Origin of the sequence: Nostoc flagelliforme FACHB-838, from assembly GCF_014698065.1 — a bacterium.
GTDB lineage: Bacteria > Cyanobacteriota > Cyanobacteriia > Cyanobacteriales > Nostocaceae > Nostoc > Nostoc flagelliforme_B.
The window spans coordinates 39396-54045 of the sequence record NZ_JACJSI010000025.1 but is presented as its reverse complement, the minus strand read 5'-3'; the positions used below and the strand labels follow the sequence as shown (position 1 = coordinate 54045).

The following is a 14650-nucleotide window of genomic DNA, read 5'->3' as shown; positions in this document are numbered from 1 at the left end:
CATACCTGATTTTAATTTTTGGTTATGCTCTGGGTGCATGAGTATTTGAATATCATATTTTTGACATTCAAATTTAAGAAAATTTGTAACAAAAAAATAATAAACAGCAATGACTATCTAAGTGAAAGCCCTTAGTAATATACTCTGGTAAGCAGGTAGAAAACTTGGGAATACTTCGATGTCGCCATTGATCTCCATTGTCATCGTCAATTACAACCGGGAGGCTTACCTTCAAGAAGCGATCGCCAGCGTTTTAGCACAGACATGGCAAGACTTGGAGTTACTAATTTGGGATGATGGTTCTACAGATGGATCGGTGGCGATCGCTAACGCTTATGCTCAACAAGATGGACGAGTGCGGGTAGTCCAAGCAGACCATCAAGGACTGGCTGCGGGTTGTAAGGCAGCAATCAGCCAAACTAGTGGGACTTACATCGGTATAGTAGACAGTGATGATATCCTTGCCCCTACCGCCCTTGCCGAAACCGCTACAGTTCTCAACCGTCACCCAGAAGCAGGATTTGTTTACACCGACTACTTAAATATTGATCAAGAGGGCAAAGTTCTCAACTACGGTCATCGTTGTAACATTCCTTACTCTCAAGAAGGTCTGTTGGTGGACTTCATGACTTTCCACTTCCGCCTAATGCGCCGTTCAGTTTACGAACAGGTGGGAGGTGCTAACGAATCGTTCTCTGGCTGTGCCTATGATTATGACCTATGCCTGCGACTTTCAGAAGTAGCTCAGGTGCGCCGAGTTCAAGAGCCACTCTACCTCTACCGGATTCACTCTCAAAGCATGTCTGTTACCAGAAGAACAGAACAAATATTCTGGTCACAGAAGGCGATCGCTCAAGCACTTTGGCGGCGCGGATTAGCAAATAAGTTACAAATCGATGTAGAATTACCCACAGGTCGCTTCATATTACGGCGCAAAAAACCTCTACTGTCTAGCATTGCCGCTTCAGTGTTAGCTATTGTACCTCTGGTGACAGCCATGAGTGCGGGATTAGCCCAAGCGCAACAAATTGTCCCTGCTGCCGATGGAACAAACACAATTGTTACACCCAACGGCAATCGGCTTGATATTACCGGCGGTACAACTTCTGGAGATGGTGTTAACCTCTTTCACAGCTTTCAACAATTTGGAATTTCACCAGAACAAATTGCCAACTTTCAAGCTAATCCAGCGTTACAAAATATCCTTGGTCGAATTACAGGCGGGGATGCCTCGATTATCAATGGCTTAATTCAGGTGACAGGTGGCAATGCTAACCTTTTCTTGATGAATCCAGCCGGATTTATTTTTGGAGCAAACGCCAGTTTAAATGTGCCTAGTGCTTTCACAGTGACAACAGCTAATGGCATTGGTTTTGGCAGCAGTTGGTTCAACGCTATTGGGGTTAATGACTACAATGCTTTAGTTGGAAACCCCAACGGATTTGCCTTTAGTACGAACCAACCAGGAGCGATCGTCAATGCTGGAAATTTGGCAGTAGGTGCTGGGCAAAATTTGAATTTATTGGGCGGTAATGTAGTTAATACCGGGCAACTTTCAGCACCAGGAGGGCAGATTACAGTCACATCCATACCAGGGGAAAATTGGGTGCGTCTGAGTCAGCCAGGAAATCTATTGAGTCTAGAAATTCAGCCCCTCGCCTCTAGTAGCAACCAACCCAATAACTGGACAATTCCTATTGCATCTTTACCAGAATTGCTCACAGTTGGTAATACTGACACTGGGTTAACTGCTAATCCTGATGGAACTGTGCAGCTAACAGGCTCTAATGTCACGATTCCCGCAACGCCAGGGACAACGATTGTTTCGGGCGTTGTGGATGTATCGAGTCAAACAGGCGGTACAGTAGCTGCTTTGGGTAAAAAAGTTGGAGTCATTGATGCCAATATTAACGCCTCTGGAAACAATGGTGGCGGCACAGTGCTAATTGGCGGCGATTACCAAGGTAAAGGTACTTTACCCAACGCCGAGCAGACTTATGTAAACTCAAACTCCGTCATTAATGCCGATAGCAATTTAAATGGAAACGGCGGACGCGTCATTGTTTGGGGTAACGATACAACCCAGTTTTTTGGTAATATTTCGGCTCGTGGAGGAGCAAATGCCGGGAATGGTGGTTTTGTAGAAGTATCAGGCAAAAATTTCTTGACCTTCAACGGTTTGGTAGACGCTTCAGCCCCCAATGGTAGCTTTGGTACATTATTACTAGACCCCACCACATTAACTATTATTGATGGTGCATTAGGGACAGGTGATTTTCCACCTGGCAACATTGCTTTTGGGGATGCAGATATTGGGGCTAATACCGTTTCTTGGGGTGCGATCGCGGCTTCGGGCGCAAATGTTAACTTACAAGCCATAGGGAATATTACCATCAATGACATCACCGGAGCTACACCCGGAGTAACTACCGCCGATGGTGTCGCTTCATTAAATTTAGGCGGTGGTAGCTTCAGCCTGACCTCACAAAGCGGTTCTGTAAACTTTGTTGATCCCACCAACACAATTCGGACAAACGGTGGAGCAATAGGCATTTCGGGAGCCAGTCTATCGTTGGGAAATTTAAATACAAATAGTAATTCTGGCAATAGCGGCAATGTAACCTTGTCTGCGAGTGGTGACATCACTGCGGGCGACATTATTACCACAGGTCAGGGCTACTCCTCCGGTAATATTACAGTCCAAAGCATTAGCGGTGGAATCACTTTAAATGACCTCGTTACTTACGAGGTTCAAGTGTTTGAATCTACGGCTGGAGAGGTGAGCTTGAGTGCCGCAGGTAATATCCTCACGGGTACCATTAATTCGTATTCAAGTAACCCTTCTAGCTCAGGTACGGGCGGCAATGTACAGGTAGAAAGCACAGCTGGCAATATTACCACAGGAGCAATTAACTCGTCTGTATCTTTTGCACGAAGAAGTAATGTTAGCAATTTTACTGGCACGGCTGGTGCAGTCACCTTAACTGCCAGAGATAATATTACTGTTAATGGGGCTATTAATGCCTCAGCAAGCGTCACGGTACTTGCTGATAATCCAAGTACAGGTGGTACAGGTGGTAATGTAACTCTAGAGACTACCAATACTGCTAGCAGCACAATTCGCTTTAGCAGCATCAACACTCAAGCCATAGGAGAGGACATTGGTGAGGGTAACATTGTTCAAGGTGGTAATGTGCAGGTGCTAACCAACGGGCTAGTTCAAGGAATAGGGACAATTAATGACGGTGAAACCGATACAGGTGTAACGATCGCTACTGGTGGATTTTTTATTCCTGTTTTTTCTAGTGAAGTAGGTACTATCGTTCAACCTCTTGCAGGAGGTACTGTCACAATTCAACATGATGGTGGCCCAAACAATGTAGATTTTATCGTAGGCGATGCAAGTGTTAATGGCACAGCCGGAACAATTAATGCAGGGGAAGGTAATGCAGGGGAGAGTTTAATCATCACTTCGGGTAACTTTCCAGTTTTGCCTAATGGCGGAGATGCTAGCGGCACTCCAAACAACATTACCATTACGTCCGTAAACACCCCGCCTATATTAACGGCAAACTCATCACTACCCGATACCCAGACAAATCAGTCAGTGACCTCGAATTTCGGCAGTTTGGGTGCTGTGGTTACAGATGCTAATAATGACGTTACCACCATCCGGCTTGATGCGGTAAATACAGGAAATCTGACTGTCAATGGTGTTCCCGTGACCCCTGGTGTTACTACCTTATCTAGCGGCGATACTTTAGTGTACACACCTCCAGCAGATACTAATGGGTCACTAAATGCCTTCGGCATCAGTGCGAGCGATGGTGTATCCTCTTCAGCACCAACACAAATAGGCATCAATATCAATGGGAATGGTGGGAATGGTGGAAATGGTGGAAATGGTGGAAATGGTGGGAATGGTGGGAATGGTGGGAATGGTGGAAATGGTGGAAATGGTGGAAATGATGTGCCGATTCCTCCCCCCTGTACATTCCAGTGCAACCCAGTTACACCGCCTAACTTTAACCCCCCTAGCTTTAGAACTGATCCCCCTGTTATTAATCCCGATCGCACCGCCGAAGGTGGTTTCACAGATGAGATTGCAGACTATTTAGGCATTCCCACCCCTAAAATCAAAACATTCGATGATGCCAAAGAGGTTGCTCGCAATATTGAGAAAGCTACTGGCGTTAAACTCGCATTTGTATACACCAGTTTTGTCCCTGTAGAGATTGAACCACTGCCAAATTCAGATGGAGCGAAATTTACTAAACAGTTGAATACCGTAGCAGAACAAGTTAGTGACCAACTAGAGTTAGTGGTAGTAACCGGAAAAGGTGATCCCATCCGCAAGCGCATCCCAGAAGCTACCAGAGCCAAAATTCTACAAGTAGCTCAAGAATTTCGTGACCAAATCGTTAGTCCCCAAAATCGTCGCCGTGCTGGTTACTTGCGTTCATCTCAACAACTTTATCGCTGGCTGATTGCGCCAGTGGAGGCAGATTTACAGGCGCAAGGGATTGGCAATCTAGTCTTTTTACAAGACGTTGGGTTACGTTCAACCCCAATGGCAGCACTTCACGATGGCAAAGGGTTTCTAGTAGAAAAATATAGCATTGGTTTGATGCCTAGTCTCAGCTTGACTAACACCCTCTATACAGACATTAGAAAATCTCAAATTTTAGCATTAGGGGTTTCTCAAAGTACTCAAGGACAAGAACCTTTACCAGCAGTCCCCATTGAGTTATCAACACTAACGTCTAAACTTTGGCAGGGCAAATTATTGTTAGACAAGCAAGCCACTTTAGAAAATCTCAAAACAATTCGCCGTCAACAACCTTTTGGGATTATTCACATGGCAACCCATGCCGATTTTGCGACTGGTGCTTTGAGTAATTCCTATATTCAACTGTGGGAGGACAAGTTACGCTTGAACCAGTTACGACAGTTAAGGTTGAATGAACCCCAAGTTGAGATGATGGTGTTGAGTGCTTGTAGAACAGCCTTAGGGGATGAAGAGTCTGAGCTTGGGTTTGCAGGTTTAGCAGTATTGGCAGGAGTGAAAACTAGTGTTGCTAGTCTTTGGTCGGTCAATGATGCTGGTACAGCAGCCTTGATGACTAAATTTTATGACAACTTGAAGACAGCTCCGATTAAAGCTGAAGCTCTCAGACAGGCTCAGGTAGCTATGATTAAAGGGCAGATTTACGTCAAGGATGGTCAAGTGCAAGGTTTGGGAGTAGTAGAAAGCTTGCCTTTGCCTGTTGACAGTATTAATCAAGCTGATGGATCACTTGCTCATCCTTATTATTGGGCAGCATTTACAATGGTTGGTAATCCTTGGTAAAGATAGAGCGATCGCACCCTCTTGCGCTAAAGTTGCAAATAAACGTGCATCTAAAGCCAAGAGGATAAAGTTGTGAAAGCAGTCTTGATGACAGCAGCAGGCAATCCCGAAGTTCTGCAAATACAGGAAGTCCCAAACCCTGCTGTTCCTGTAGGGAATACTGAACTTTTAGTGCGTTTGGTGGCAGCTGGCATTAACCCCATTGACACGAAACTTCGTAGCCGAGGCACTTTCTACCCCGATCGCTTGCCAACGATTTTAGGATGCGATGGTGCTGGTATAGTCGAGGCGGTAGGTGCTAACGTTCAGCGTTTTCGCTCAGGTGATGAAGTATATTTTTGCTATGGTGGTTTAGGCGCACACCAAGGAAATTATGCTGAATATACCGTTGTGGATGAGCGGTTTGTGGCACGTAAACCCGCGTCTATCTCCTTTGCCGAAGCAGCAGCAGCGCCTTTAGTGTTAATTACCGCCTGGGAAGCCTTATATGAACGGGGACGATTAGAACCTGGAGAACGGGTTTTGATTCATGCGGGTGCTGGTGGTGTTGGTCATGTAGCAATTCAATTGGCAAAACTCAAAGGTGCTACTGTTGCTACCACAGTAAGTTCTGAAGAAAAGGCTAATTTCGTCAAAGAACTAGGTGCTGATCATGTAATTTTTTACAAACAAACAGACTTTGTGCAAGCAGTATTAGATTGGACTGGTGGCGAAGGCGTAGACTTGGCTTTTGATACCGTAGGCGGCGAAACCTTTTATAAAACCTTCCCCGCAGTGCGAGTGTATGGCGATATTGTGACGATTCTTGAACCAGATGCCAACACTGTTTGGAAAACTGCCAGACAACGCAACCTCCGCATTGGTTTAGAATTAATGCTAACACCAGCCTTACTCAAATTAGAAGAAAGCCTCCAGCATCATGCAGAAATTCTCGAACAATCTGCCACCTGGATCGATGAAGGCAAATTAAAAATCCATGTTAGTCACAAATTTCCTTTGCAAGAAGCAGCTAAAGCCCACCAACTAATTGAAAGCGGTTCTGTGACGGCTAAAATTGTTCTACTCATTAGCGACGAATGATCGAACAATTTGCATAATTTATCTCTTAAACACAGATACATCCAGAGGTTAAACGCAAAGATACCCAAAAAACTCTCTCTGCGAACCTCTGCGCTTTCCTTCTCTGCGAGACGCTTTGCGATCGCGTTCCTTTGCGTTTTACTCCTCCTCCTCCCCCTACCAGCCTGGGCAGCACAAACACAGCCAGAACGCACACCCTTAACCCTAGAATTATTACAAGAACGACTACGCACACCGACACTCCGCGAAGGCAATTTAACAGTAGATTTGCAGAAAATGGTGATTGATTTGCGCCCAGATAACACCAGCTTCCGTGATACTTTTTACCAACTACTGCGAAAAGAACTAGGTGCAAAACCTCTCGGTTTAGACCTCAGCTATGCCTTGATTTTGGGGGATTTTGTGGGCAGCGATTTGGGTTTAAGAACACCATTGTACGCCCAAGCGATGTCTGGCGACAAGCCGCGAGGCGTCTTCGCTCCCATTTTCACTGCTACCGAACAAGAAGAACTAGAACGTTTGCGCTTAGTTTGTTTGGATTCACTGCCGATATCTGCAACTGGCTCTACCTTCGCTTTACCCAAGTCGAAAGATTGCCGATCGCTTTTAGGAACAGAGTCAACCCCGTCCAGTGAAATCACCGTCTTTCGTGGTGTTTTGACACTAGTACAAACTCGCTTCAATGGCGAAATAAAATTCTCTAATACATTTTTTCTTCAGTCTGTCAATGCCCAAGGTGCAACTTTTCTCCAACCCACAAACTGGACTGAAACTAGATTTGCTCGTCCCGTTAGTTTCACCAGTGCTAACTTCCAACAACCAAGCGATTTTCAAGGTAGTATATTTTTTGAAAAAGCTAATTTTAAAAAAATCAAATTTCAGGAATTTACTGATTTCCAAGGTAGTATTTTTGAAAAAACTGCCAGCTTCAACCAAGCAATTTTTAAACAATTGGCTAAATTCAGTAGTGTGAAATGGCAAGAAAATGCTGACTTTTCTGATGTGCGTTTTGCCAATCAAGTGCAGTTTACTAAAGCAGATTTTAATCAGTCGCTCCTGTTAACAGAAGCGACCTTTGAGCAAGCTGTGAGTTTCCGAGAAGCAGAGTTTAACCAATTGGTAAATCTGCAAGGTGCGAACATACTTAATCAAGCCGATTTTAGTGATGCGAGGTTTTCTACAGAGACTTGTTTAAGCGTACCTGGTTTAACTTTCAACTCTAACCAAGCAAAAATCTTAGGCAATCCCGGTCAGATTGGTAAGATGTTTTGCATCCCTACATTGCAAGGCAATCAAAACATCTTACGGAATTTGGGACAAAACTTCCGTCAGCAACAGCAAATTGCCGATGCGAATGAATTGGAATACACAAAACAACGACTACGATTAATAGAGTTCGGCCATCGTCTGACGGCTACAAATATTAATAGTGCTTCCGTAGCCAGCTTGATTAACCTGGGTTTTTCTCCAACTCAAGCTCAAGCGATCGCCCAGCGTCGTTTAATAAAACCATTTCGTAATAGCAGTGATTTACTCACCATAGCAGACATCGATTTAGAAAAATATACCCAACTGAGCAAAGACGCACAGCAGCTGATTATTAGAAATCGTTTAATGGTTGGCGAACCCCTTTCTATCGGTGAGTGGTTACTACAAGCTTGGAGTTGGTTGGCATTAAGTATACTGCTGTTGTTGAGTGGTTATGGTACGAATTTTTGGTTAGTGTTTGGTGTGGGAGGATTAGCGATCGCTTATTTCGGCTTATTATTTTGGCTAGTAGATCGCTGTCGGCGGCTGCATCCCGTACCCATTATTCCCACATCCTACGAAACCATTTCGATATTAGTCAGTTTTAGCGTTTTAGAATTCTTCAGCTTACTAGCTATTTTTCGCAATGCTGAACAACCTTGGTTGACATTGGGGTGTCTTTTTATAATTATTGTCCCCATCCCAATGGCTTTATTAATCCGACTTTACCAACAAGGTCGTTATCACGATTTAATGGACGTTTCTTACTTCACAGAAGACGGCACATTTCGCCAGTTACGATTGTTGATTGGACGTTTGCCAGTGATACCAAGGAATCAGACATTTCGGGAACGATATATGCCCCTTCAAAGCGATCGCCGTTGGAACTGGCTCAACTACTATGATTTTAGCCTCAACAACCTAGTTAAATTAGGATTTAACGACATTCGCCTGCGAGACGAACACTTACCAGGTATCATCTCTGCACTTGCTTGGTATCAATGGAGTTTGGGTTTAATTTACATCACCCTAGTTTTGTGGACACTTTCGCGTACAATTCCGGGATTGAATTTGCTGATATATCTGAAGTAGTTACTGAGAATGGGAACAGTCTCCACGGTGAGCGGTAAACCAAGCAGCGATCGCCTACTAAAGAAATTAGCTTTTTATAATAGCCATCTTTACTATAAGTTCATCAATAGTAGAACTGCTGTCTCTTCCTGATGAAAGAGAACTTAGCTATCAACATTTTCTATAGTGGGCTTAAAGAATTAATTAGGGTGCGATCTAGTGATCGCATCCTGTTTTAAATGCGAATTTTAGCATTGCTTTTGACAATGAAGGTTTCGCAAAAAGGAGATGAATTATGGAATATCGGCATTTAGGTAAACAGGGCATTCGTGTCTCGGAAATTTGTTTAGGGTCATGGCTTACCTATGGTGGCGCAACGGCAGAAGATACCGCTCGTCAATGTATTGAGCAAGCTTATGATTTGGGAATTAATTTCTTTGACACAGCAAATGTCTATGCCGGGGGAAAAGCTGAAAAAATTGTGGGTAATGTGCTGCGGCAGTACCCGCGTGAATCTTATGTTTTAGCAACCAAAGTTTATTTCCCGATGGGCAATGGGCCGAACGATCGCGGGCTATCACGCAAACATATTCTGGAGCAATGTGATGCCAGCCTGAAGCGATTGGGGCTAGACTACATCGACCTCTACCAGGCACATCGTTATGACCCGACCGTGCCCTTGGCTGAAACCCTGATGGCATTTGATCATCTGGTGAAACAGGGAAAAATCCTTTATTACGGGGTTTCTGAGTGGAGTGCCGGACAACTCGCCCATGCGACCGACCTAACCCGTTTAGCAAATCTCGCGCCGATCGCATCCGATCAACCTCGTTACAATATGCTCGATCGCACGATTGAAAAAGAAGTGTTACCTCTGTGCCGTCGAGAAGGGATTGGCATAATCAATTACTCACCCTTAGCCCAAGGGTTGCTAACTGGTAAATACAAACCCGGTCAATCCTTACCCCAAGGTTCACGGGCAAGTGACCCGAAACAAAATATGTTTTTAAACAATGGGGAACTAGATCAGCACCAGTTGCTCAAGGTGCAGCGATTGTTGCCCATTGCCGAGCAAGAAGGTTTGAGCCTGAGCCAATTGGCACTTACCTGGTGCTTACGTAATCCCGAAATTAGTAGCGTCATCATCGGTGCAAGCAAACCAGCACAGGTACAAGAAAACGTTAGTGCATCGGGTAAGCACCTGTCTCCGGCAACAATTCAACACATTGAAGAAATTCTGGAAATGGAAATGAGCGATCGCGTCACTGTTGGTGTCTGAGTTGTTGTCAATTGACTGAATTGGGATCGCAAATCTATCAAGTCATCAGGAGTTTTTGATTGATGCATATCAACTATGACAGTTTACTTAGGCTCATCGCCTTTGCGTTCGCCTTACTACCCGGTTTCCTGCTGCTTGATCGCTGGTGGCGCGAACGGATTTATGACCTACAAGGTAAAACCATTTTGATTACAGGTGGTTCACGCGGATTAGGGCTAGTGATGGCACGCCAGTTGATTGATGCAGGCGCACGGATTGCTATCTGTGCGCGGGATGAAGCAGAACTGGAACGCGCACGAACTGAACTGGAGCAACGAGGCAAAGAAGTTTTCGCATTAACCTGTGATGTGACGGATCAAGCTCAGGTTGAGCAAATGGTACAACAGGTAAAAGAGCGCTTTGGGGCGATCGACATTCTCATCAACAATGCGGGAACGGATATTATCGGCCCAGTAGAAACCCTGACCATGCAAGACTACGACGATATGATGAAGCTGCATTTTTGGGCACCGCTTTACACAACCTATGCGGTTTTACCAGAGATGCAGCAGCAAAAGAATGGACGAATTGTGAATATTTCCTCCATCGGGGGAAAACTGGCATCGCCGCACATGGTCGGGTATTGCGCCAGCAAATTTGCCCTCGTTGGGCTATCGGAAGGAATGCGAACCGAGTTAGCAAAAGATGGAATTGCCGTTACAACCGTATGTCCTGGTTTCATTCATACCGGAGTTGTCGATCATGCCGTGATGAAAGGGCAGCACCGCAAGGAATTTGCTTGGTTCAGCATTGGTGATTCGCTGCCGTTGCTTTCTGCCAGTGCAGAAAAGGTTGCTCGTGCCACGATCGCTGGATTACGCCGGGGTGCTACGGAAGTCATTGTGCCTTTTCCAACCTGGGTTTCGGTTAAATTCTATGCTTTGTTCCCCGGACTAAGTACCAATCTATTTGGTTTGCTAAATCGTCTCTTACCAGAACCAGGTGGAATTGGCAAAGAGCGGGCATTTGGCAAAGACAGCCACTCAGCCTGGTCGCCTTCCTGGTTAACTTATTTGAGCGATCGCGCCGCACGACGCAATAACGAACGTCCTGTAACTGAACCAAAAGCTACGACCGAGGTTAAAGAGGTGGGAACCGATGGTAAAGTATCGCCCCAAGTACCTCCTGAAGTTCAAGCTTAGACAATCCCGAAGATTTCGAGCAAAAATATTTTTCTCTCCCCAGGGTGACGAAGCAAAATTTATTACCGGGGCATATTTGCCCGTGAGTGGTGGTGTGCAAATGCTTTGATCGGTGTCAGAAAGTGATGATGAAACGAGGTGAGGGAATGACTTAAACACTCGCATTTTTCACCCCCTCGTTCTTTGATTGAGGGTGCGATCGCACCCTCAACTGTCATTAATCGTGCTATTTATTGTTATTAGTCTTGCGCTCTAACGTCGCATAAAATAGAACCCAGGATAAACGTCGATTAATTAAATATCCAAAAAATTGGCAAATTTATCAAAAGATTGTTCATTGCAATATAGTATTTAATCAAAATTTAATTTTGTTATACAACATCTCAATTAAGTTTTTCAATTTTTTGTCTAATAAATATCTACAAGTTTGATAAATATATCAAAACATTTTTCATTGTCCTTCAAAAATAAATCATCTACATTGTAGGTGTAAGTAGCATTGATTATAAATTGATTATCTACACTTAACAAAGATAAGCAAATAATCTAACAGCTACTAACTAGTTTTGCTGAACAAAAAATAGTTACAAAGCAAACTTAGTTTTGATCTATTTTATGTTGCGATGGTAGCAAGATTTTTATCAAAACAATAAGAGGATTAATTCTAATGGCAGAAAATTCAAGTAACAGTGGTAGCAGCAATTCCTCTACTAGTGGAAACAATTCGCTTAGAGATTCACCCTTCGGTCGCTTGGTTGAAGTTGTCCCTGAAAAAGACCTCCCCAATATATTCAGTGGTGTCGGTGGCGGCGCTGGTGGTGCCGGTGGTGCTGGTGGCGGTGTCGGTGGCGGTGCTGGCGGTGTCGGTGGCGGCGCTGGTGGCGGTGTCGGTGGTGCCGGTGGCGGCGCTGGTGGTGATTTACCCTATGGTGGTAATCCTTTCGCTGGTGACAACTTCTGGAATATCTTTGCAGGCGGTGTAAACCCATCAAACCTATCATCCGCAGGCGGTGGCAGCCCATCCGCAGGTGGTGGCAGCCCATCCGCAGGTGGTGGCAGCCCATCCGCAGGTGGTGGCAGCCCATTCGGAGGCGGTGGTAGGCCATCCGCAGGTGGTGGTAGCTCATCCGCAGGTGGTGGCAACCCATTGGTAGGCGGTAGCCCATCCACAGGCGGTGACAATCAAGGTGGTAGTGGTAGCGACCCTTTGACTGGTGCTGGTAGGCAGACCTATGGTATTAGCACAACTGAAATACCGAATGCGTCCACTTTGAGGGTTACTATTGACAAGCTAATTGATTCAAGGCTTGACAAGGAATTGGGTGGCGGTGTCGGTGGCACTAACCCATTTGGTGGCGGTGCTGGTAGCACTAACCCATTTGGTGGCGGTGCTGGTGGCACTAACCCATTTGGTGATGGTGCTGATGGCACTAACCCATTTGGTGGCGGTGCTGGTGGCACTAACCCATTTGGTGGCGGTGCTGGTGGCACTAACCCATTTGGTGGTTGATAAATCCCGTTCCCTTAATAGAATTCTTGCAAAAATCAGCAGATAAGAGGAGAACAAGAACGAGTTCTTCAGTACATAGTATGCTAGTACAGCTTGGCGCAAATAAACATACCATTTCGATAAAGCTAAAAAACCTGTATTATCGGTGATGTGCCTTCTGCCTTATTGTACTAGTTTGCTATTTTACGCCCTGTAACTCTTTACAGGTAAGGATTTAGACAATGTTTTCTGTTATTTTGACAGTAAGATGATTAAAGCTTTTATTTTACAGAAATTTTGGGTTTAGCAAATTCATAATTGGTATAAGAAGTACTGAAGACCCCATAATTTTTTAACTAAAAATAGGAAAATTAATGCTAATGGAAGAGTCTGCTGTCAATCCCCTTAATGGTGGAGTTAATCCCTCAAGTGCAGGTGGCGCTAGTAACCCGTATAGCGGTAGTTCCTTTGCTAACAATGGCAGTTTGTCTCCTGAAGGTAGCCCGTTGACGGGTGGTAGCAATCTGTTATTAGGTAACGGTAACAATCCCATTGCAGGTGGCGGTATTAACCCGTTTGCAGGCGATGGTGGCAGTGGACTTCAGAAGTTAATCTTTGATCGATTAAAGTCAGTTTTAGGTGATAACTTTTTCAAGGATATTGACAACACATTGGCGGGAGGTAGTAACCCGTTTGCAGGCGGTGCTAATCCGTTTGCAGGAGGTAGTAACCCGGTTGCAGGGGGTGCTAATCCCTTTGCAGGCGGTACTAACCCATTTGCAGGGGGTGCTAATCCGTTTGTAGGCGGTAGTAACCCGGTTGCAGGTGGTGCTAATAGTGGTAATCCGATCGCAGGTGGTGGTGCAAACCCGTTTGCAGGAGGTGGTAATCCGATCGCAGGTGCTGGAAGTCTGCTTCAACAATCGCCTTTCGATCCGTTGAAAGAAGTTCTTGGTAATACCTCTAATCCTGGTAGCCAAACCTTTAATGAGGGCAACGCGCCGGTTGGTAATGGTAACAGGAACTTTGGTAGTAATAACGCAACTATTGGTAATTTTAACTCGGATTATGGTAGTAACAGTGCAACCATTGGCAATGGCAACTGGAACTTTAATAATGACAACGCAACCATCGGTAATGGCAATTGGCTATTTGGACAAGGTAACACAACCCTTGGTAACGGCAACTGGTATTGGGACGACGGAAGTAATAATGCAACATTAGGTAATGGTAATTGGCACTTCGGCAGTGACAACGCAACCATTGGAAACGGCAATTGGGATTTTGGTACTAATAATACAATTATTGGTAATGGTAACTGGGTTTTTACCAGTGGAAATGAAATTATTGGTAATGGCAATTGGTTAGTGGATACTGATAACACAACGATTGGAAACATCAACAATACCAGTAGTTTAAAGTTATCCCCACAAGGGATCAAAACTGATGTTAACAATCTAATTGACTCTCTTATAGGTAAAATAGGTCAAAATTTTCTTGGGTTCACCGGAGATTTTGATGCTTCAAGTAGCCAAACGTTTAACCGCCTCATTTCTTCTAAAAGTGTTGGTAATGATACTGATATATCTAGCGATATTGAGCAACTTTTGGCATCACTCAGCCCAATCCAAGGAAATTTTATCAATTATCAGCCTGTGCAAAACCCTCAGCCTGTACCAGAACCTGTTTCTTCAGTGTCGTTGGTAGCAATGGGACTTATGTGTTTGCTATTGTCATTATTCAAAAAACAACAACAGTGTTAACGGTAAATTTAATCCTTGGGACTTCCAACTAAAAAAATATATCGTAGGGGCGCACAGCTGTCATTGGTGTCAACTTAACGAGAAAGCCAGTCTCAAACAAGCTTTTACATTGTCTCGTTAAGAATCTCCGGCTGGGAATGCCATCTTAGAGATTCCGCCTCTCTTACTTGCGGCAGAGCCGCTATGATG

8 protein-coding genes are annotated in these 14650 nt (G+C 44.6%); 7 read left to right on the top strand and 1 reads right to left on the bottom strand.

The window, feature by feature from the left end; genetic code table 11:
* The first annotated feature begins 178 nt into the window (after positions 1–178).
* The 5 genes from H6G97_RS14855 to H6G97_RS14835 all read left to right on the top strand — a co-directional run bounded on the left by H6G97_RS14855 (position 179) and on the right by H6G97_RS14835 (position 11209).
* A complete protein-coding gene (locus tag H6G97_RS14855) occupies positions 179–5350 on the top strand; it encodes a CHAT domain-containing protein (RefSeq protein WP_190941411.1) in 5172 nt (1723 codons plus the stop codon).
* 72 nt (positions 5351–5422) lie between these two features.
* Complete coding sequence (locus H6G97_RS14850; RefSeq protein WP_190941409.1) at positions 5423–6430, top strand: zinc-binding dehydrogenase; 1008 nt, start codon at positions 5423–5425, stop codon at positions 6428–6430.
* Between the two features lie 276 nt (positions 6431–6706).
* On the top strand, positions 6707–8770 hold the full coding sequence (locus tag H6G97_RS14845) for a pentapeptide repeat-containing protein (protein ID WP_242054938.1): 2064 nt from the start codon (positions 6707–6709) through the stop codon (positions 8768–8770).
* A gap of 274 nt (positions 8771–9044) precedes the next feature.
* Positions 9045–10028, top strand: a complete 984-nt coding sequence (locus tag H6G97_RS14840; protein ID WP_190941405.1) for an aldo/keto reductase family protein — start codon at positions 9045–9047, stop codon at positions 10026–10028.
* A gap of 62 nt (positions 10029–10090) precedes the next feature.
* A complete protein-coding gene (locus H6G97_RS14835) occupies positions 10091–11209 on the top strand; it encodes an SDR family NAD(P)-dependent oxidoreductase (protein WP_190941403.1) in 1119 nt (372 codons plus the stop codon).
* A gap of 62 nt (positions 11210–11271) precedes the next feature.
* Here the strand turns inward: H6G97_RS14835 and H6G97_RS14830 are convergent, their stop codons facing one another.
* Entirely contained in the window at positions 11272–11427 is a 156-nt protein-coding gene (locus tag H6G97_RS14830) for a hypothetical protein (protein WP_190941401.1), read from the bottom strand.
* Positions 11428–11876: 449 nt separating this feature from the next.
* On the opposite strand from H6G97_RS14830, the gene H6G97_RS54755 reads away from it, so the two are divergent.
* Together H6G97_RS54755 and H6G97_RS14820 are read left to right on the top strand one after the other, a co-directional pair.
* Positions 11877–12719 carry a hypothetical protein gene (locus tag H6G97_RS54755; protein ID WP_190941399.1) on the top strand — a complete coding sequence of 281 codons (843 nt, stop codon included), beginning with the start codon at positions 11877–11879 and terminating at the stop codon, positions 12717–12719.
* A gap of 359 nt (positions 12720–13078) precedes the next feature.
* On the top strand, positions 13079–14461 hold the full coding sequence (locus H6G97_RS14820; protein ID WP_190941396.1) for a hypothetical protein: 1383 nt from the start codon (positions 13079–13081) through the stop codon (positions 14459–14461).
* The last annotated feature ends 189 nt before the right edge of the window (positions 14462–14650 follow it).